Origin of the sequence: Myxococcus sp. CA005 (assembly GCF_006518205.1) — a bacterium.
Taxonomy (GTDB): Bacteria; Myxococcota; Myxococcia; order Myxococcales; family Myxococcaceae; genus Myxococcus; species Myxococcus xanthus.
Map to the genome: position 1 here is coordinate 25,760 of NZ_SRLV01000075.1, position 18,630 is coordinate 44,389.

Annotated in this window: 16 protein-coding genes; 7 read left to right on the forward strand and 9 right to left on the reverse strand. The window is 69.6% G+C overall.

Going from position 1 to position 18,630, the window contains the following annotated elements:
• Position 1 precedes the first annotated feature (1 nt).
• The gene (locus FMQ63_RS27470) at positions 2 to 865 is read right to left on the reverse strand and encodes an NAD-dependent protein deacetylase (RefSeq protein ID WP_011552406.1); all 864 of its coding nucleotides are present in this window, start codon (positions 863 to 865) and stop codon (positions 2 to 4) included.
• A gap of 128 nt (positions 866 to 993) precedes the next feature.
• On the reverse strand, positions 994 to 2,064 hold the full coding sequence (locus tag FMQ63_RS27475) for an AbrB family transcriptional regulator (RefSeq protein WP_043612179.1): 1,071 nt from the start codon (positions 2,062 to 2,064) through the stop codon (positions 994 to 996).
• A 93-nt stretch (positions 2,065 to 2,157) separates the two neighbouring features.
• Between FMQ63_RS27475 and FMQ63_RS27480 the strand changes: the two genes are divergently transcribed.
• From FMQ63_RS27480 to FMQ63_RS27490, 3 genes are all read left to right on the forward strand, one after another.
• A complete protein-coding gene (locus FMQ63_RS27480; protein ID WP_011552404.1) occupies positions 2,158 to 2,631 on the forward strand; it encodes a GNAT family N-acetyltransferase in 474 nt (157 codons plus the stop codon).
• A gap of 99 nt (positions 2,632 to 2,730) precedes the next feature.
• Positions 2,731 to 4,305, forward strand: coding sequence for a tetratricopeptide repeat protein (locus tag FMQ63_RS27485; protein WP_011552403.1), 1,575 nt, complete (start codon positions 2,731 to 2,733; stop codon positions 4,303 to 4,305).
• Between the two features lie 138 nt (positions 4,306 to 4,443).
• A complete protein-coding gene (locus FMQ63_RS27490) occupies positions 4,444 to 5,835 on the forward strand; it encodes an aldehyde dehydrogenase family protein (RefSeq protein ID WP_011552401.1) in 1,392 nt (463 codons plus the stop codon).
• A gap of 7 nt (positions 5,836 to 5,842) precedes the next feature.
• Here the strand turns inward: FMQ63_RS27490 and coaA are convergent, their stop codons facing one another.
• Both coaA and FMQ63_RS27500 read right to left on the reverse strand, forming a co-directional pair.
• A complete protein-coding gene (gene coaA / locus FMQ63_RS27495) occupies positions 5,843 to 6,796 on the reverse strand; it encodes a type I pantothenate kinase (RefSeq protein WP_011552400.1) in 954 nt (317 codons plus the stop codon).
• 69 nt (positions 6,797 to 6,865) lie between these two features.
• Entirely contained in the window at positions 6,866 to 7,597 is a 732-nt protein-coding gene (locus FMQ63_RS27500) for a M90 family metallopeptidase (protein WP_011552399.1), read from the reverse strand.
• A 23-nt stretch (positions 7,598 to 7,620) separates the two neighbouring features.
• Here FMQ63_RS27500 and FMQ63_RS27505 point away from each other — a divergent pair, with 23 nt between their 5' ends.
• The 3 genes from FMQ63_RS27505 to FMQ63_RS27515 all read left to right on the forward strand — a co-directional run bounded on the left by FMQ63_RS27505 (position 7,621) and on the right by FMQ63_RS27515 (position 10,650).
• Entirely contained in the window at positions 7,621 to 9,084 is a 1,464-nt protein-coding gene (locus FMQ63_RS27505) for a BamA/TamA family outer membrane protein (protein ID WP_011552398.1), read from the forward strand.
• Positions 9,085 to 9,191: 107 nt separating this feature from the next.
• Positions 9,192 to 9,449 (forward strand): DUF504 domain-containing protein, encoded by a 258-nt coding sequence (locus FMQ63_RS27510; protein ID WP_171410160.1) that lies wholly within the window; start codon positions 9,192 to 9,194, stop codon positions 9,447 to 9,449.
• Positions 9,450 to 9,483: 34 nt separating this feature from the next.
• A complete protein-coding gene (locus FMQ63_RS27515; RefSeq protein ID WP_225909904.1) occupies positions 9,484 to 10,650 on the forward strand; it encodes a serine hydrolase in 1,167 nt (388 codons plus the stop codon).
• 8 nt (positions 10,651 to 10,658) lie between these two features.
• Here the strand turns inward: FMQ63_RS27515 and FMQ63_RS27520 are convergent, their stop codons facing one another.
• The 5 genes from FMQ63_RS27520 to FMQ63_RS27540 all read right to left on the reverse strand — a co-directional run bounded on the left by FMQ63_RS27520 (position 10,659) and on the right by FMQ63_RS27540 (position 17,916).
• Positions 10,659 to 11,447 carry a nucleotidyltransferase domain-containing protein gene (locus FMQ63_RS27520; RefSeq protein ID WP_026113938.1) on the reverse strand — a complete coding sequence of 263 codons (789 nt, stop codon included), beginning with the start codon at positions 11,445 to 11,447 and terminating at the stop codon, positions 10,659 to 10,661.
• Positions 11,444 to 12,739, reverse strand: coding sequence for a nucleotidyltransferase domain-containing protein (locus FMQ63_RS27525; protein WP_020477597.1), 1,296 nt, complete (start codon positions 12,737 to 12,739; stop codon positions 11,444 to 11,446). Before FMQ63_RS27525 ends, FMQ63_RS27520 begins: the two co-directional genes overlap by 4 nt.
• 83 nt (positions 12,740 to 12,822) lie before the next feature.
• The gene (gor, locus tag FMQ63_RS27530; protein ID WP_011552393.1) at positions 12,823 to 14,241 is read right to left on the reverse strand and encodes a glutathione-disulfide reductase; all 1,419 of its coding nucleotides are present in this window, start codon (positions 14,239 to 14,241) and stop codon (positions 12,823 to 12,825) included.
• A gap of 123 nt (positions 14,242 to 14,364) precedes the next feature.
• On the reverse strand, positions 14,365 to 17,199 hold the full coding sequence (locus tag FMQ63_RS27535) for a response regulator (protein WP_011552392.1): 2,835 nt from the start codon (positions 17,197 to 17,199) through the stop codon (positions 14,365 to 14,367).
• Between the two features lie 42 nt (positions 17,200 to 17,241).
• Positions 17,242 to 17,916 (reverse strand): EF-hand domain-containing protein, encoded by a 675-nt coding sequence (locus FMQ63_RS27540; RefSeq protein WP_011552391.1) that lies wholly within the window; start codon positions 17,914 to 17,916, stop codon positions 17,242 to 17,244.
• A 306-nt stretch (positions 17,917 to 18,222) separates the two neighbouring features.
• On the opposite strand from FMQ63_RS27540, the gene FMQ63_RS27545 reads away from it, so the two are divergent.
• Positions 18,223 to 18,630: RIO1 family regulatory kinase/ATPase (locus tag FMQ63_RS27545; RefSeq protein WP_301340265.1), on the forward strand; the 408-nt coding region annotated here is incomplete at its 3' end.

The following is an 18,630-nucleotide window of genomic DNA, read 5'->3' on the forward strand; positions in this document are numbered from 1 at the left end:
TTCAGCTCCGGGCCAGTGCCGCCGCGAGCCGGGGGAGCGCATCCCCTGCCCGCGCCTCCAGGTGCACGTCCGCGAGCTCCACGCCCCGGCACTCCCCCAGGTTGAGAATGGCGATGGGCATCCGGCGCTCGGACGCGCGCACCAGGAAGCGGTAGCCGGAGAAGATGGCCAGCGAAGAGCCCACCACCAGCAGCGCGTCGCCCTCCTCCAACAGGGCGAACGCCGACGCCACGGTGGGAACCGGCACGTTGTCGCCGAAGAAGACGACGTCCGGCTTGAGCGTTCCACCACACACCAGGCACGCAGGGACCTGGAAGGACGACAGCTGCTCGGAGGTCAGGTCCGCGTCACCGTCCGGACGCAGCTCCAGCACCTCGAGGGAGAAGCCAGGGTTGAGTGACAGCAGCCGCGCCTGCAACGCCTCGCGCGCCTCCTGCGCGCCGCACGCCAGGCACCGGACCTGGGCCAGCGCGCCATGCAGCTCAATCACCCGCGAGCTGCCAGCGGCATGGTGCAGCCCGTCCACGTTCTGGGTGATGAGGCCTCGGACGTGGCCCGCCTGCTCCAGCTCCGCCAGCGCCGCGTGCGCAGCGTTGGGCCGGGCCGAGGAGAAGCGCGGCCAGCCCATCAGGCTCCGCGCCCAGTAGCGCGCCCGGACCTCGGGGCGCGTGAGGAACTCGCGATGCTGAATGGGGTTGCGCGCCCGCGCCCGCGTCCCGGGCCCCCGATAGTCGGGGATGCCTGACTCGGTGCTGCACCCCGCCCCGGTGAGCACCACCGTGCTGCGGCGCGTGAGCAATGAGACCAGCGCCTCCATGCTCGGAGCGAGGCTGGGGACAGGCAGGGCATCGTGCGGGGCAGTCATCGCGGCCTACATATTAACCGCGCGTCCCTGGCCGCGCCGGACGTCCGCCGTCCCCTGGGACCTCCCGGACGCACATCTGCCCCCGCCCACTCAGGCAGGCACGCCTGCCAGCCTGGCCAGCGGGGTGCTCACGCGCCCCGGGCGGGAGACAGCCTGCGCAGGAACGGCGGCGCGACGAGAAAAATCAAGAGCAGCCGTCCCACCTGGACCGCCAGCACGACGGACAAAGTGGCACGCGTGCCCAGCGCGATGGCCAGCACGGAGTCGACGCCGCCCGGAGACGTCGCGAAGTAGGTGGTGAGCAGGTCCACGCCCGTGGCGGCGGACCAGCCCCACGCGAGCAGCAGACACCCCACCACCATCGCCACCGAGGCCGCCAGTGCGACGTGGGCGACGCGCTTCAGCTCCTGCACCGCCGAGGCATCGAACTGGCTGCCCACGCGCACGCCCAGCACCCACAAGGCCAACGGGAGGAGGCCCGGCGGCCACGCGCCTACCGGCAGGCCCAGCGCCGTGAGCGGGATGCCCAGCAACACGGGCCCCAGGAAGGCACCGGCCGGCAGCTTCAAGCGCAGTCCCAGGAAACTGCCCACGGCGGACACCGCCGCCGTCGTCAGCCATGCCCACAGCGGTGGCGGCGAGCCCGGCAGGTCCGCCGCGCGGGCCACCGCCACGTCCGGCGTGTCCCCCACCCACCGCCCCACCACCACGGCCACGAGAATCACGATGCACAGACGCATGAACTGGAAGAGCGTCACCAGCCGCGCGTCCGCGCCCAGCTCGTCGCTCAGCGCCACCATCGCGGACGCGCCCCCCGGCATCAGCCCCAAGGTGGCGGTGCGCGAGTCCAGGTAGCCCAGCTTCGCGCACACCCACGCCACGCCCTGCGCCACGGCCACTACGCCCACCACGGCGCCCAGTGACACGGTCCAACTGTCCGCGAGGGCGCTCCAAGCCTCCGGAGAGAAGGATGAACACAGCGCGCCCCCCAGCACCGAATGCGCCACCAGCAGCCCCCGACGCGACACCGGGACGTGCACGGACAGCGTCAGCGACGCGGCGATCGACACCACCATCGCCCCCAGCAACGCCCCAGCAGGCAGGTGGGCGAGCTCCGCGAGTCCAGCGGCGAGCAGCGTCGCCACGGAGACGGCCACCACGCGGCGTAAGCGGCGTCCAGGCGCGGAGTCATTGGTCATCACGGCGCCGAACGTACCAATGAAGGATGGGACATGCGCCGGGTATCCGCCGAGGAGGGCCCCGCACGCTTACCCGTGCTAGACGCCCTCCTCATGCGATGCTGGCAATGGAAGTCCTTCCAGGCGCTGTCCCTCGACGAGCTGTACGACGTGCTCGCCCTGCGACAGGAAGTCTTCGTGGTGGAGCAGCGCTCCATCTACCAGGACGTGGACGGTTTCGACCGGAGCGCGGAACACCTGCTGCTCCACACGGAGTCGCAGGGCCCCCGGCTGCTCGCCGGGTACTTGAGGGTGCTGCCCCCCGGTGTGAAGTATCCCCAGGAGAGCAGCCTGGGCCGCGTGGTGACGTCGCCCCGCGCACGGGCCCAGGGGCTGGGGCGAGAGCTGGTGGCGCGTGGCCTTGCCCGGCTGGACAGCCTGTACCCACAGGCCGCCGTCCACATCGGGGCCCAGCACTACCTCCAGCGCTTCTACGAAGACTTCGGCTTCCAGACGCAGGGCGACGTCTATGACGAGGACGGCATTCCCCACATCGACATGGTGCGGCCAGCGGGCGGGACGCGCTGACGCCGGGCCACGGCCAGCGCTCGCCGCTATGTCCCGGGTGGTCAGACGTTACATGGACCATGCGCTGGGACCGCGCCCCAGCCGAGGAGACGACCCGACTTGCGCCACGGCCTCGCGATGGGGGCACTGCTTGCACTGCTCGCCACCACCCAGCTCGCGTGCGTCGTGGGCCCGCGCTTCACCACGTGTCCGGGTGAAGGCGGCCGGCCCTGGCTGCGCCTGGACAGCGACCACTACACGCTGCACACGGACCTCCTCGCCGAAGAGGCCCGCGAGGCCATGCAGCGCCTGGAGCGGACCCGCGCCGCCATCCTCACGTCGATGTGGCCGCAGTCCCTGCGCCAACAGATGACGAAGCTGGACGTCTACGTGATTCAGAGCCCGCGCGAGTTCGAAGGCCTCTACCCACGCCGCGTGCGCGCATTCTTCTTCCGCTCCGACAGCGAGGCTCTCATCGTCCTGTCGGGACGGCCCGGCACTTGGGAGCAGACCTTCTCCGGCCTCTCCCTGGCATCCTCGTCGCCGCTGAACCATGAGCTGGCCCACTATCTGAGCGCCTATCCCCTGTCCCGTCAGCCCCGTTGGCTTTCTGAGGGGATGGCGGAGTACCTGGAGACGTTGCGAATCTCCAAGGATGGGAGAACGGCGGTCGTCGGAGCGCCGCACTGGACGGCCATCGCGCATATCCGACCCAGGCTCAACAAAGTCCTGCGAGACGTGGCGCAAGGATGGTCGATGCAACAAGTCCTTCAATGGGACCGCACCCTGGAGGCCCGCGAGCAGGACAAGGAGGTCGAGGCGAACTACGCGGGAAGCTGGCTGCTGGTGCACTGGCTGGTGAATGAACGCCCCCAGCCCTTCGCCGAATACCTGGCACTGCTCCACCAGGGCGTCTCGCCCGATGAAGCGCTCACGCGGACGTTGCCCGAACTGACGTCGCCGTCGCTCGACGGCTTGCTCTATCAATACGTGCGCAAACGCCACTTCGTGGAGCGGACCGTCTCCGTGCCTCCCATCGGAACGGCGTTCGTCGAGGAGTACCTCGATGACGCCCAAGTCCATGCCATCCGCGCCAGGCTCGCCGCGCTGGGGGCACACCTGGCGCACCGGGAGCCCTTCATCACCAACCGCCAGAAGGTGGCGAGGGACGAACTCGATGAGGCGCTCCGGCTGAACCCCACGGGACTCCTGGCGCTGTCCGCGAAGCTGCGCGGCGCGGCGCCGTCCGAACAGGTGGCCATTGGCCGAAGCATCGTGGAGGCCCATCCCCACGAGAGTGAGGCCTGGCTGCTGCTGGGCATGGCGATGCGGCACGCCCCCGCCGCGACAGAGGAGCGCGAGGCCACCTATCGCGAAGCCCTGCGGCTCGATCCGCGCAACGCCAACGCGGCGCGTGAACTGGCGTGGATGCTCATCAACCAGGACCGGAGCGAAGAAGCCCTGCCGCTGGCGCGCTGGGCCGTGGCGCTCGCGCCGTGGAGCCCCAACGCCCTGGACACGCTGGCCCTGGCGCTGGCCGGCACCGGCGCCTGCGAGGAGGCACGGCAGGCGGAGCACCGGGCACTGGATTTCATCCAGGAGGACGGCGCGCCAGAGCTGGAGTACCTGCTCCGCCAGCGCATCGCCGGGCTCGAGGACGGCACCCTCTGCGTGGCGAGCCCGCCCGGCCCCTGAGGCACGGAGGCTGGCGATGGGCCGACAACACTTCCCGGACGCCATCTGTCGCGTACCTCACGCGTCAGGGTGGCTGGGGCGGCCGGCGACTTCGTGGCCCCATGACGCAATGCGCGTCCATGGCTTTCCTGCGGGGCCATGAGCCAGTGCACTCACATCGTCGACAATCCCTTCACCGGAGACGTCGCCGCTTCGGTCGAGCCCACGTCCCCCGTGAAGCTGGACACCGTGCTGGAGCGAGCCCGCGCCGCGTCGCGCGCGCTGCGCGCCCTGAGCGTGGCGGAGCGCGTGAAGCTGGTGCTGCGCGCGTGCGAGGCGATGGAGAAGAACGCCGACGCCATCGCACGGGACATCACCCGGCAGATGGGCAAGCCGCTGTCCCAGGCCCGGGGTGAGGTGGGCGGCATGGCGGGACGCCTGCGCCACATGGCCGCCATCGCCGAGGAATCCCTCGCGGACATCGTCCTGCCGCCCAAGGACGGCTTCGAGCGGAGAATCGCGAAGGAGCCGCTGGGCGTGGTGCTGGACCTGCCCGCGTGGAACTACCCTCTCCTCACCGCGGTGAATGCCATCGCGCCCGCCGTGCTCGCGGGCAACGCGGTCATCGTGAAGCACTCGCCGCGCACGCCCCTGTGCGGTGGCCACTTCGCGCGCGCCTTCGCCGAAACAGGCGCGCCCGACGGCGCGGTGCAGGCCATCTTCCTGGACTACCCGGGGACGGAGCAGCTCGTCGGTGACGCGCGTGTGGACCACGTCCTCTTCACGGGCTCGGTGCTCGGCGGCCACAAGATGCAGACGGCCGCGCGCGAGCGATTCCTCCACATGGGCCTGGAGCTGGGAGGCAACGACCCGGCCTACGTCGCGCCGGACTGTGACTTCGACAAGTCGGTGGAGAACATCGTCGACGGTGCCATGTACAACGCGGGGCAGAGCTGCTGTGCCGTGGAGCGGGTGTACGTGCACCGCTCGCTGTACGAGCGCTTCGTCGCCGCCGCGGAGCCACTCGTGCGCGCCTACGTGCTGGGCGACCCGGAGTCCGAGCAGACGACGATGGGCCCCATCGCCCAGCCCTGGCACCCCGCCGAGTTGCAGTCCTTCGTCCAGGACGCCACGAACCTGGGCGCACGGCTCGTCACGGGTGGCCGCGCGGCACAAGTGGGAGGACGGGGCCGCTTCTTCGAACCCACCCTGCTCCGCGACGTGAGCCCCCAGGCGCGGCTGATGCGTGAAGAGTCCTTCGGGCCGCTGCTGCCCATCGCGCCGGTGGACTCGGATGAGGAGGCCCTGGCGCTGATGAATGCCTCGCGGCTGGGCCTCACCGCGAGCGTGTGGACGTCCGACCGGGAGCGCGCGGACCGGCTGGCGCGGCAACTGGAAGCGGGCACCGTCTACATGAACCGCTGTGACGCGCTGGACCCCGCTCTGCCATGGAGCGGCGTGAAGGACTCCGGACGCGGCGTGACGCTGAGCGCGCTGGGCTTCGACGCCCTGACGCGACCCAAAGCGCTCCACTACCGCCTGCGCTTCTGACGCGCGGCTACAGCTTGCGCAGCCTCACCCGCTTCACCTTGTGGTCGGGGCCCTTGAGGAGGATGAGGCGCGCGCGCGAACGGGTGGGCGCGATGTTCTGGGCCAGGTTGGGCCCGTTGATTTCGCCCCACACCGACTCGGCGAGCTGAATCGCCTGCTCGTGGTTCAGCTCGGAGAACCGGCGGAAGTAGCTGCGCTCGTCGCGAAACGCCGTCTGCTGGAGCTTGAGGAAACGGTTGACGTACCAGCGGCGGATGTCGTGCTCGTGCGCGTCCACGTAGATGGAGAAGTCGAAGAAGTCGGAGAGGAACGTCGCCGGCATCTGCTTCCCCTCCTGTGCCCCGGCCTGGAGGACGTTGAGCCCTTCCAGGATGAGGATGTCGGGCTGGCGGACGACCTGCGCCTCACCGGGCACCACGTCGTAGACGAGGTGCGAATACACCGGCGCCGCCACCTCCGCGCGTCCGGCCTTCAGCTCCGCCAGGAAGCGCACCAGGGCGCGCCGGTCGTAGCTCTCCGGGAAGCCCTTGCGCTTCATCAAGTCGCGCTCGGTGAGGACGTCGTTGGGGAAAAGGAACCCGTCCGTCGTCACCAACTCCACGCGCGGGTGGTCCGGCCACCGCTTCAGCAGCGCCTGGAGGATGCGCGCCGTCGTGCTCTTGCCCACCGCCACGCTCCCGGCGATGGCGATGATGTACGGCACCTTCTGCGTCGAACCTCCCAGGAAGGCTTGCTGCTCCGCCCACAGCCGCTGCGCCGCGGCCACCTGCAGGTTCAGCAACCGGGACAAGGGCAGGTAGACGTCCACCACCTCGTCCAGGTCGAGGTGCTCTCCCAGGCCCCGCAGGCCGTCAATGTCCTCGGACTTCAGCGGCAGAGGCGTTGCGGCACGCAGCGCCCGCCAGGCATCCCGTTCCAGGTCGATGAACATGGCTGGGGACAGACCGGTGGCTAAGGCCATGGATTCCACTCCAGGAGCTGAACATCCAAGCCGCCGCGTAGCACAGCCGAGACGTTCACGCTCGGACGTTCAGGTGCCAGCCGCGGGATCCCACCCGTAGAAGCGCTTCAGTTCCTCATAGAGGTCCGGCGTCTTCTCCTGCATTTGCCGGGGTTTCTCGAAAAACGATTCGGTGGCCACCGCGAAGAACTCGGCCTCGTTGAGCCCACCGTAGTCATCCAGCACCTGCCGTTCCCGGCGCTGGCCCTGCTGAAGTTTGTGGAAGTGCTCGCTCATCACCGCGCTCCAGGCCCGGTAATGCGAATACGCGCGCAGGTTGGGCGTGCCATCGAAGGCGCCGTCGGCCCGGTCCAACACGTGGGCGAACTCATGCGTGGCGGTGTCGTGACCATCGCCCGGGTTGCGCAGCCCCGCGAGCACCGACTCCCACGAGAGGATGACGGAGCCCCAGTTCTTCGCCTCGCCCAGCACCCCGCCCGTGCGGTCCGGGATTCGGAAGGCGCTGGGATAGACGATGACCTCCCGCAGCCGGTCGTAATACGAAAGGCCCAGGTGCAACACGAGTTGCACCGCGGTGGCGGATATCACCACGCGAATCTCGTCGGTGACCTCCAGGCCGCCGGCGCCGATGAACTCCTTCTCCCACGCGAACACCTTGAGCTTGTCCAGGAAGGGCTGCCGCAGCTCCGGGGAGAGGGTGCGGAAGAAGGGCACGCGCGCGTCGAGGTAGCCCAGCCAGGCCTCCGGAAAGGGGCGGCGAAGCAGTCGCCGACGCCGGAACTGGCGGATGAAGGAGAACATGCGCCCTGGCATAGCAGACGCGCATGGCGCGAGGAGCACCTCCCGGGACGAAACTGGAGGTAGATTGCGCCTGGCGGGCGCGGCCGGCAGCCCCTTTCACGGACGTGCAACGAGTGATGAGCAGACGCGTGTGGGTTCGATGCGCGGCGCTGGGGCTGAGCCTCCTGGCGTCCCAGGCACCGGCGCAAATCACGGAGTCAGACCCGGTCGTCGAGGAAGTGGTGGTCCGCGGCCCGGAGAAGACCCAGCCGGACACGGTGCGCGCCTATGCGCGTGTGGGGGAAGGAGACCCGCTCACGCTCGAGGACCTGGCCAAGGTCGAGCGGCGGCTGGTCGCCACGGGCCTCTTCCAGGAGGTGAAGGTCAGCTACGAGCCTTCCGGGCCGGGCCGGGTGCGGCTGATTCTGGAGGTGGAGGACAAGGCATCCTGGGTGGTGGCGCCCACCTTCGTGCTGCAATCCGACAACGTCGGCGGCGGCGTGCTGTACGCGGAGAACAACCTCTGGGGCCGCAGCAAGAAGTTCGCGACCGCGGCCCAGGTGAGCACGGCGGAGAGCGGCATCTTCGCGGGCTTCCTGGACCCGAACCTCTTCGGGCTGCCCCAGCTCCGCTTCAGCCTGGAAGGCCAGCTTCGCAGCGACCGGGTAGACGAGTACCAGGCCGGCTCCGGCCAGCGGCGCCCAGAGGTGGTGCGACGGACGCGGATGAACTCCGCGTCCATCGCCGGAGAGCTGGGCTTCCTGCTGTTCGAGCGCGTCCGCGCGGCGGCCAAGTACCGGCTGATGTCCATCGACGCGAAGTCCCCCGACACCGCCGAGGAGGTGACGACGCCCGCGTTCTCCCTGGGCCCGTCGCAGCAGGATGCGTCCCTGCGGCTGATGGTGGGCATCGACACGCGGCAGAACCTGCACGCGGTGATGGAGGGCCTCAACCTGGAGGCTTCCTACGAGCTCTCCAATCCCGGCGTCGGCAGTGACTTCCGCTACGAGCGCTTCGGACTGCTGTACCGCCATGGCCTGCGGCTGGTGGGTGAACACAACCTGGTGCTGCGCGGCGAGGCCGTGGCGGGGGTGGACCTGCCGTTCCATCAGGAGTTCGTGATGGGCGGCAATTCACTGCGCGGCTTCGTCTACCGTCAGTTCCGGGGCGACACGCGCCTGTCCTTCACCGCCGAGTACCACTTCCCCCTCTTCACGGTGAACCCGCTGTCCTTCCGCGGCGTCGCCTTCTCCGACACGGGGATGATGATGTGGCGCAAGCTGCCCGGGGACCGGGAGTTGCGGGACGTCAATGGGCGCGTGGTGCGCAGCTACCTACCGGATACGGAAGACGGGCTGGGGAACGCCACGGTGGCCCAGGGCGTGGGCGCCGGCCTGCGGCTGTACCTGCGCAACATCGTGCTGCCCCTGGTGGGCGTGGACGCGGCCTACAGCGTCAACTCGGGCGAGTTCCGCTTCTATCTGGTGGCGGGTGTGAATCCGTCCTAGGGACGACACGTCAGGCGGCCCCGTGGTGGGGCGTCGGGTGCGGCGCGCCATGCCTCCATGTCATGAGGACATGCGCGTCTCCCCTCCCCGCTTCCCGCGAGTCCGCCATGTCCGACGAACGCTTCACGACCAGCCGCGAGGTCTACCACCGCATCCAGTGGGACCCGCGGTTCGACCCCCGCGAGTTCACCATCGGCTACGACGCCCATGGTGAGACGCGCGAGGAGATGCCATTCGCGGCCTTCGTTCCGGACGGCGAGATTCCCTGGCACCGCGTCTGGTACTTCAAGCGGGGCCACCAGGTGGTCTGGGACCGCGAGCAGCGCTTGGACCTGCTGAATTCGCCGCAACCTCCGCCCGGGTAGCGGGTTGAAGGGAGCGGATGCGAAGATGACGGGCATGTTGAGAACGCTGCTGGTCGTCCTTGGAGTCGTCCTGGCTGCCTGTGGTGAATCAGACGCGCCCACCCCGGATGGAGGAGCGTCTCCACCCGCCCCAGACGCGGGAGTTCCCCAGCCCGACGCGGGGAGCCCTCTGGACGATGCAGGAACCCCGGAGCCGGACGCCGGCTCGCCATGGGCCACGGTGACCGCCGTGCTGGAGGCACGCGTCGCCGAGGCGGGTGCCTCCGTTCCGGGACTGGGCCTCGCGGTGTACGACGCGCAGGACCGCAAGGTGTACGAACACATCGTCGGGGACTTCGCGCCGGACCGGCGGGTGGCCGTGGCCTCCGCGTCGAAGATGGTGTCCGGCACCCTTCTCTTCGAGCTCATCCGCCAAGGCCGTCTCTCGTTGGACTCCACCACGGGCCAGGTGCTCGGCTGGACGGGGAACAAGGCGGGAATCACCCTGCGACACCTGCTCTCCTTCACGTCGGGACTGCAACCCTCGCACCTCTGCACGTTCCAATCCGGCATCACCCTGGCGGACTGTGTCGCCAGCATCGCCCAGACCCCACAAGTCGCGGCTCCCGGGGCGCGCTTCGACTACGGCAGCACCCACTTGCAAGTCGCCGCGCGCATGGCGGAGGTGAGCACGGGCAAGACGTGGAACGCCCTCTTCACCGAGACGCTGGCCCAGCCGCTGGGCCTGCCTTCAGGCGTCACCTACTTCACCGCGCCCAATCACCCGCTGGGCACCACCAATCCCCTGGTGGCGGGCGGGCTGCGCGCGTCCATGAATGAGTACGCGCCCCTGCTGGCGCTCGTCTTCCACCGGGGCACGCATCCCGGCGGTGTCATCGGCACGCCGGAGCTCTTCGACGCACAGGCCGTCGAGCCCTTCCCTGGCGTCGTCGTCGGCAATTCGCCAGCGGCGGACATGGGCCTGGACCTCCGCTATGGCCTGACGGCGTGGCTGGAGTGCCCCACGCCCGCGCAGGGCTGCGCCGTCATCAGCTCGCCAGGGGCGTTCGGATGGACGCCCTGGGTGGACCGGGAGGCGGGCTACTACGCCGTCCTCGGGATGCACCTTCAGCGGGATGACCCGGGCGCGGGCGTCGTCAGCTTCGCGATGCACCTCTCCACGGAGGTGAAGCCCCTCATCCGGGCGGCGCTGGCCCCCTGAACCAGCGGCTATCCGTCGAAGCGCCTCCGCCGCAGGTCCAGCATCCACGCCTCCAGCGCGGCCACGGCCTCGTCGGGCGGCGACTCAGGCAGCACCGAGTCCGCCCGCGCGGCTTCGAGCACCTCGAACGCACGCGACACCTCGCCGCGCCACCGCGCGCTCAGAGCCTCCGGAAGCTCGCTCTTCTCCCCGCGCAGCTTCTGCTCCACCAGGGCATGGGCCTCCACGAAGCCGTACTGCGACAGCAGCTCCGTGACGTCCGTCTCCACCACGCCAGTCCGCAGCGCATGGGTCCCCGTCAACGTGGTGCGCAGCACGTAGAGCAGCCGCTTCGCCGAACGGAAACCGCTCTTCTCCCACTCGCGAAGCTGTCCCTGGGCAAAGCCGTTGTAGTGCCGGTACATCTTGCGAGACAGCACCGCGCGCACCAGCGGACGCAGCGACTCCAGCTCCGGAGACACGCGCAGGGGGATGGCCCCCAACACCCGCTCCAGGTAGTTCCCATTGCCTTGCAGGATGCCCTGGAGCACCGGCAGCAGTTCGTTGGACGAGTAGTCCACCTCCACGCCCTCCAGCACCTCCAGTCGCTCCGTGGGGACATGCACGGGCTGCAGCGTCAACAACGCCGCGGTATGCGCGACGTGGATGGACTTCAGGTCCAGGTCGCTGTCCGGCGAGGGGAAGCCATAGGCGTGCGCTCCGGACAGGGAGACGACCAGATGCGCGCGGTGCCGGGACTCCTCGTCCAGCACCCGGTCCGCCATCGCGCGTTGATGTTCCGTCAAAGTGCCCTTCATTCCGAATCCCTCCACCCCATGGCCGGGGCCTCCGGCGCGTCACGTCCCAGCGGCCCGGGTTCCTTCAGCACCCAGCGCCGCGCCAACTCCTCGCCCACGCGCCGCAGCAACCGGTCCGCGCGTTCGTAGTCCGGATGCTCTGGCAGACGGCTCTCCCGATGCGCGGCCTCCAGGTCCGGCGCAAGGGCCTCCGCGTCCCGCAGCACGTCTTCCAGCGGCACGCGGCCCGCCTTGATGTCCAGCAGCCGCGCCTTCAGTGCGCCAGAGGCCTCGAAGACGGGCGCGCCCTCGCGCAGCCACCCTGTCGCCGTGGCCACCAGCCGCAGCAGGTTGTAGGCGTTCTTCGGGCGCAGCTCGCGCGCGGAGGGAGGCCGCTGACCGCCGCTTCGCGCATAGGCGGTGAGCGCCTTGAAGTCGTTGGCCGCCAACAGCCCCTGGTCCCAGAGCGAGCGGTAGAGCTGCTTCACGTACGTCTTCGCCGCCAGCAGCGCGTCCTGCGCCGACGGCGCCTCGCGGGGCGACACGGCCGACAGCCGGCGCGCCACCTCGTCCAGGTCCGGCGCGGGCTCCTCGCACAGCCATTCGAGCAGCAGGTCCCGATGCTCCGCCAGCCGCTGGCTGCGGGTGAGCTTGTCGAGCTGGCTCATGGCGTAACGCCCGAAGCTGCCGAACAGGGCCTTGGACACGAAGGCGTCGCGCTCCGCCAGGAGCCACTCGCCCACCGGGTCCAACGCCTTCGCGCCCGGCACGAAGAGCGTCTCCAGCGTGTTCGGGTCCGCGCGGAGCGCCTGCTCCACCGCCTTGTGGACCTCCCAGTACATGGTGCTGCCATCCGCGCTCACCAAATCCCTGGGCGCGTCGACCAGTCCGAACCGCCAGGGGAGCGGCAAGGCGAACACGCCGCGCACATCCACGTCCGAGCGCTCGTCGGCAAGCCCCCATGCATGGCTGCCCACGCGCGTCTCCAGCACCACACATGGCGTCAGCGCGCTCCAGGCCGCCTCGCGGCGCTGGGCGAACTGCACCTGCCCCGGGCGCCGGGGCACCAGCTCGTCCCGCGCGAACCACACCTCCCCCACGCCGACAATCTGCACGTCGAAGCCGCCATCATGCGCGCGGACCACACGGCCCACGACGCCCTGCGGAATGCGGCGGCCTCCCGAGGCCAGGCGCTCCACGCGCGTCGTCACCTCGGTGCCGTGCGGCAGCGGCACCGACAACCGGTCCACCTGCTCCAGCCCCCGGATGCGCGCGCCGCCTGGGGAAGGAGCCTCCGTCGATGAATCACTCATGGGGTCATCACCTCTCGAATCGATGCGAAAGCCGCCCAGGGACGGCGGGACGAGCGCCCCCCTGACCCGACCCGAGGCGGGCCTCAGCGCCGGGTAGACGCCGCCGCATCACGGCCCAGCTCCGCCGCCAGCCGCTCGTCGGGGTCCGGCCGCTTGTCGCGCAGGGTGACGAACTCCTCGGCCGCGGTGGGGTGGATGCCCACGGTGGCATCGAGCTGCTTCTTGGTGACGCCACACTTCACCGCCACCGCCAGTCCCTGGATGATTTCCGGTGCGTCCGTCCCCACCATGTGACAGCCGAGCACGCGGTTGGACTCGCGCTCCACGACCACCTTCATCATGGTGCGCTCGTTACGCCCGCTCAGGGTGTGCTTCATGGGGCGGAAGCTGGTGACATAGATGTCCAGCTTCCCATGACGCTCCCGTGCCTCCTGCTCCGTCAGCCCCACGGAGGCCACGGGCGGCTGGCTGAAGACAGCCGACGGTACGTTGGTGTGGTCCATCTGCGTCGGGTTGTCGTTGAAGAGCGTCTCCGCCAGGGCACGCCCTTCCGAGATGGCCACCGGCGTGAGGTTGATGCGGTCGGTGATGTCGCCCACCGCATAGATGCTCTCCACCGAGGTGCGGGACCACGCGTCCACCACCACCGCGCCGCGCGCGTCCAGCGTCACTCCCACTTCCTCCAGTCCCAGCCCCCCCGAGTTGGGAACGCGCCCGGTGGCGAACAGCACCGCGTCCGCCTCCACCGTCTCGCCCCCGCCCGTCAGCAGGCTCACCCCACCCTCGGCTCGCTTTTCGATGTCCCGGATGAAGGTGTCCGTCATCAGCTCGATGCCCTTCTTGCGCATCTCGTCCGTGAGGAAGGAGCGGACGTCGTCATCGAACCCACCCAGCACGCTGGCGCCGCGAATCAACATCGTCACCTTGGAGCCCAGCCCGTGGAAGACGCCCGCCAGCTCCACGCCGATGTACCCGGCCCCGACGACGGCCAGCCGCCGAGGCAGCTCGGGGAAGGACAGCGCCTCATCGGAGGTGATGGCGTGCTCGATGCCGGTGATGTCGGGCGGCAGGTAGGGCCGCGAGCCCGTGGCAATCAGGATGCGCTCGGCCGTGTACAGCTTTCCGGCCACCTCCACCGTGTGCGGGTCCACCACGCGCCCGCGCCCTTCCAGCAGCGTCACGCCCGAGTCGCGCAACAAGCGCGCATACACGCCACGCAGCCGGTCCAACTCCTTGTCCTTGGCGGCCAGCAGCTTGCTCCAGGTGAACAGCGGCTCCTGGACCGTCCAGCCATAGCCCTCCGCGTCCTGGAACTCCTCCCGGAAGTGTGCTCCGTACACCAGGAGCTTCTTGGGCACGCAACCACGGTGGACACACGTGCCGCCCACGTCGCGGTCCTCACACAGCGCCACCCCGGCCCCGTGTGCCCCGGCCCTGCGGCTGGCCGCCACACCGCCAGAGCCGCCGCCAATGGTGAACAGGTCGAAGTCGTATCGGGCCATGCGTTTTGACTCTCCTCGGTGGCATTCGCGAATGAGCTTGAAGAGATAGCGCTCGGATGGGGCGTCGCGCACCGTCGACGTGCGCCTCCGCCGCGTAATCCGGGCCGCCCCACTCGCCGCGTGTCAGGCGCCGGACAGGGCCAGGACGCTGTCCCGCAGGCGGCCCAGCAAGAGCCGCGTCACTTCCAGCTCCGCCCGGCACCGCTCGAGCCGCTCGGGCATGTCCTCCAGCAGCCCGGAGTCCGCCTGCAACTCGATGTCGCGGGCCTGGGACTCCAGCGCGCTGGCGCCGAACCAGGCCGCGTTCGACTTGAGCGTATGCGCCGCCCGGCCCAGGTCGTCCGCGTGCCCACGCCCCAGGGCCGAGTACGCGTCCTCCAGGAGCGCCGGCATGCTGTGCAGCGCGGTGTCGATGAGTTCGGGGAGAATCTGCGCCGCCTGCGCCCCCAGCTCCGCCCACAGCCGGGCGAGCGCGGCAGACTCCAGGCCCGGGATGCGCGCCGCGTCCGGCAGGCCTTCCATGACCGTTTGCAGCGGCGTCAGCGCGACCGCGCCGCTCGCGACCCGCCGCTCCGGTGCCACCTCCGAACGCCGGGGCTGGCAGCGCAGCAGCGCCGCCGTCAGCGCCTCCACGCGGATGGGCTTGCCCAGGAAGTCATCCATGCCCGCCGAGAAGCACTGCTCCCGGTCGGAGTCCATGGCGTTGGCCGTCATCGCGATGACCCAGGGCTGCGCCTTGGGCGGCAGTTCCTGGCGGATGCGGCGCGTGGCCTCCAGGCCGTCCATCTCCGGCATCTGCAGGTCCATGAGGACCGCGTCGTAGCGCTTCTGGGACAACGCCTGCAGCGCCTGGCGTCCGTTCAGCGCCACGTCAGCGCGGTAGCCGAGCCGCTCCAGCACCAGCAGCGCCAGCTTCTGATTGGTGGCGTTGTCCTCCACCAGGAGGATGTCCAGCGGCACGGTGTCCCCCGGCCGCTCCCCCGGAAAGGGCCCCGCTCGCGAGGGCCGCGTCTGCCGGGGCTCCGGGAGCTGGGGAAGGTGCTGCGAGAAGCACGACACCAGCGCGTCGTAGAGCTGCGAGTCCTTCAGCGGACGCGACAACACGCCCGCGAACAGGCCCTCGGGGGGATTGCCCCGCCGGCCCGGCGTCGACACCAGCACCAGGGGAAGGGCCCGCGTCTCCTCGCGCTGCCGGATGCGCTCGGCCAGCGCGGTGCCATCCAGCCCCGGCATGTGATGGTCAATGAGCACCGCGTCGAACGAAGCCCCCGCCTCGAGTTGGGCGAGCGCGTCCATCCCCGACGCGGACTCCACGGGCACCAGGCCCCACGCCTGGAGCTGCCGGCCCAGCAACCTTCGAAACAGAGCGTTGTCATCCACGACGAGCACGCGCCGGCCCTGGAGCAGCCCCTGCTCCTGGCGCGGCTGCACCGCGTAGGCTTGTGGCGCAGCCTGGGCGCGCAGGGTGAAGCGGAAGGTGGTGCCTTGTCCGGGCACGCCCTCACTCTCCACCCAGATGGTGCCGCCCATGGCCTCCACCAGCCGCTTGGAGATGGCCAACCCCAGCCCCGTGCCACCAAAGCGCCGCGACACGGAGGCATCCAGTTGGTTGAACGGCTGGAACAGCCCGGTGCGCCGGTCGTCGGGAATCCCCAGGCCGGTGTCCTGCACGCTGAAGGTCAGCTCCCAGTCCGCCGCGCCCTCCGTGCCGCCCAGGGCCAATCCCTCCACGCTCACCACCGCGCCGCCGTGTTCGGTGAACTTGAGCGCGTTGCCCACCAGGTTGAGCAGCACCTGGCGGAGGCGCGACGCATCGCCCACCAACATCTGCGGCAGCGGCGGCGCGAGGTCACACCCCAGGTCCAGCCCCTTCTCGCTGGCGCGCACGGCCATCAGGTCCAGGACGGACTCCACGCACTGGCGCAGGTCGAAGGGCCGCAGCTCCGCCTCGAAGCGACCGGCCTCGATCTTGGAGAAGTCCAGCACGTCGTTGAGCAACGTCAGCAGCGCCTCGCTGCTCTGCCGGATGGTGGCGACGAAGTCGCGCTGCTCTTCCGTCAGCGCCCGGTCCAGGAGCAGGCCCGTCATGCCGATGATGGCGTTCATCGGCGTGCGGATTTCGTGGCTCATGGTGGCCAGGAACAGGCTCTTGGCCTGATTGGCCGCCTCCGCCGCCTTGCGTGCCCGTTCGAGGTCGGTGATGTCGTGGTAGATGGCGATGAAGCCAAGCTGCCGCCCGCCCACCGACACCGGCAGCGCCCGCAGCTCCACGTCCACCACGCTGCCATCCTTGCGGACCCGCCGGGTGACGGAGCGCAGCCGCCCGCGCTGCACGACCTCGCGCGACGCCTGCTCCGCTTCCGGGAGGACGGTGGGCTCGGTGGCGACCAGTTCGAAGATGTGCTTGCCGAGCGCTTCTGCCGGCGAATACCCGAACAGGCGCGTGGCCTCGGGGTTCCACGACAGCACGCGGAACTGGCGGGTGATGGTGATGATGGCCACCGGGCTGTTGATGACCACCGCCTCGAAGAACTCCTTCTGCTGCCGGAGCGAGGCCTCCACCTCCAGGCGGGCCGTCATGTCATGGAGCTGCAAGACCCAGCCCCCGTCCCCTTCTCCGGGCAGGGGCAGCGTCACCACCCGCAGGTAGTGCGCGGGGCCAGAGCCGCCTGGGCGATGCCCGGCCAGCTCCGTCTCGCGCAGGGCGGCATCGGCGGGAGCGCGGGGCTCGGGAGGACGCCAGCCGGGCAGGAGCAGCCCCACCGGCTGCCCCACGAGTCTGGTACGCGGCCCGAAGATGCGTTCCGCGGCGCGGTTGACCTCCACGATGCGCTGCCCAGCATCCAGCACGAGCACCCCATCCCGCGAGTGCTCGAAAATCGCTGCATGTGCGCTTGACGCCAGGTCAGCCACCCTTCCCCCTGCCACGAGAATGAAGGCCCGCTCGGACCGCATCATGCCAGACGCGCGCGCGGACCAGGTCCGTGTTGCGACGAGCCGTCAGCGGCTGTTCCACCAGGCCTTGAACTCGTTCCAGGAAATCTTCCCGGTGCGGTCCGTGTCGACGATGTCGACGGCGATTTCCAGCTCCTCGTCGGAGATGTTCTGCCCCAGCGCCTCCAGCAAGCGCGCGAACTCCGCACGGTCGATGGTGCCGGTCCGGTCGCGGTCGTACCGCTGGAAGATGTCGAGCACCTCGTCGCCGGAACTGGTGAACTCGTCCACCGCGGCGTGGGTGGGCGCCAGGGGCTGGAGCCCCGCGGACGTCGTCTCCACCTGCTCGACGAAGGGCACCCCTGTCGTGGGCCGCTCACGCCGAGACTTGGAGGTCCGCCGCGTCGCCGCCTTGCGCGTGGTGGCCTTCTTCGCGGTGGTCTTCTTGGCCGCTGCCTTCTTCGCCGTCGTCTTCTTCGCGGGGGCCTTCTTCGCAGCCGCCTTCTTCGCCGTCGTCTTCTTCGCCGTCGTCTTCTTCTTCGTGGTGGTCTTCTTCGCGCCGTGCGCCTTGCCAGCCGCCTTCTTCGGCGTGGCCTTCTTCGCCGTCGCGGTACGCCGGGATGACTTCTTCGCAACAGCCGTCTTGCGTGACTTCGTCGCCATGATGAACCCCTCCCTGGACGGCGCGCATCGTAGCGCTCCCTCGTTCGGGTCCAAGCATCGGCACGCGCCCCAACCCACCCATTATGCGGTGCGGCCTCCGTCCCCTGGCGAACGCGGACGGTGGGGAGGGCCTGAAATCAAGTCCAAAACATGGTCCAAGATGACCCACCCAGCGGATTCAAAGCCCAGGCTACCCTGGAACCCCGGGAGGCAAACTGCTAGCAGGCCGTCCGCCAGCCTTCTTGACTGCTTGCCGCACCGTGTTGGTAGCAAGAAGGGCCCGCGAGATGTTCACATGCCGCCGTGCGCCGCGAACAGGGCCGCCCGCACGCTCGCTACTGCGCCGCCAATCCTGCCCGGCCCCCACTGGAACCCCGCGTCGGAATGAATGACTCGCTAGAGACCCTCCTGGCCGATGGCATCATCGAAGCCATCATCGGCCAGTTGAAGACGGGCAAGGAGGCCGAGGTATGGCTGGTCCAGCATGCCGGCCAGGTGGTCGCGGCCAAGCTGTACAAGGAGCGCCACGAGCGCAACTTCCGCAACAACGCGGGCTACCGGGAAGGCCGCGAGGTGCGCAACTCGCGCACGCGCCGCGCCATGGAGAAGGGCAGCCGCTTCGGCCAGAACGCCGCCGAGGACGCCTGGAAGAGCGCGGAGTCGGACTCGCTCTACAAACTGCACGCCCAGGGGGTGCGCGTCCCCACCCCGGTGCTGTTCTACGAGGGCATCCTCCTCATGGAGGTGGTGCTGGATCCAGAGGGCCACCCCGCCCCGCGCATGGTGGAAGCC

What these genes read in the sequence shown, in the direction of transcription:
- FMQ63_RS27525 (WP_020477597.1), bottom strand. Translation starts at nt 12,739, where the DNA reads ATGAGTGATTCATCGACGGAGGCTCCTTCCCCAGGCGGCGCGCGCATC.
- gor (WP_011552393.1), bottom strand. Translation starts at nt 14,241, where the DNA reads ATGGCCCGATACGACTTCGACCTGTTCACCATTGGCGGCGGCTCTGGC.
- FMQ63_RS27480 (WP_011552404.1), top strand. Translation starts at nt 2,158, where the DNA reads ATGCGATGCTGGCAATGGAAGTCCTTCCAGGCGCTGTCCCTCGACGAG.
- FMQ63_RS27470 (WP_011552406.1), bottom strand. Translation starts at nt 865, where the DNA reads ATGACTGCCCCGCACGATGCCCTGCCTGTCCCCAGCCTCGCTCCGAGC.
- coaA (WP_011552400.1), bottom strand. Translation starts at nt 6,796, where the DNA reads ATGGCCTTAGCCACCGGTCTGTCCCCAGCCATGTTCATCGACCTGGAA.
- FMQ63_RS27515 (WP_225909904.1), top strand. Translation starts at nt 9,484, where the DNA reads ATGTTGAGAACGCTGCTGGTCGTCCTTGGAGTCGTCCTGGCTGCCTGT.
- FMQ63_RS27500 (WP_011552399.1), bottom strand. Translation starts at nt 7,597, where the DNA reads ATGTTCTCCTTCATCCGCCAGTTCCGGCGTCGGCGACTGCTTCGCCGC.
- FMQ63_RS27510 (WP_171410160.1), top strand. Translation starts at nt 9,192, where the DNA reads ATGTCCGACGAACGCTTCACGACCAGCCGCGAGGTCTACCACCGCATC.
- FMQ63_RS27475 (WP_043612179.1), bottom strand. Translation starts at nt 2,064, where the DNA reads ATGACCAATGACTCCGCGCCTGGACGCCGCTTACGCCGCGTGGTGGCC.
- FMQ63_RS27520 (WP_026113938.1), bottom strand. Translation starts at nt 11,447, where the DNA reads ATGAAGGGCACTTTGACGGAACATCAACGCGCGATGGCGGACCGGGTG.
- FMQ63_RS27535 (WP_011552392.1), bottom strand. Translation starts at nt 17,199, where the DNA reads ATGATGCGGTCCGAGCGGGCCTTCATTCTCGTGGCAGGGGGAAGGGTG.
- FMQ63_RS27490 (WP_011552401.1), top strand. Translation starts at nt 4,444, where the DNA reads ATGAGCCAGTGCACTCACATCGTCGACAATCCCTTCACCGGAGACGTC.
- FMQ63_RS27505 (WP_011552398.1), top strand. Translation starts at nt 7,621, where the DNA reads ATGGCGCGAGGAGCACCTCCCGGGACGAAACTGGAGGTAGATTGCGCC.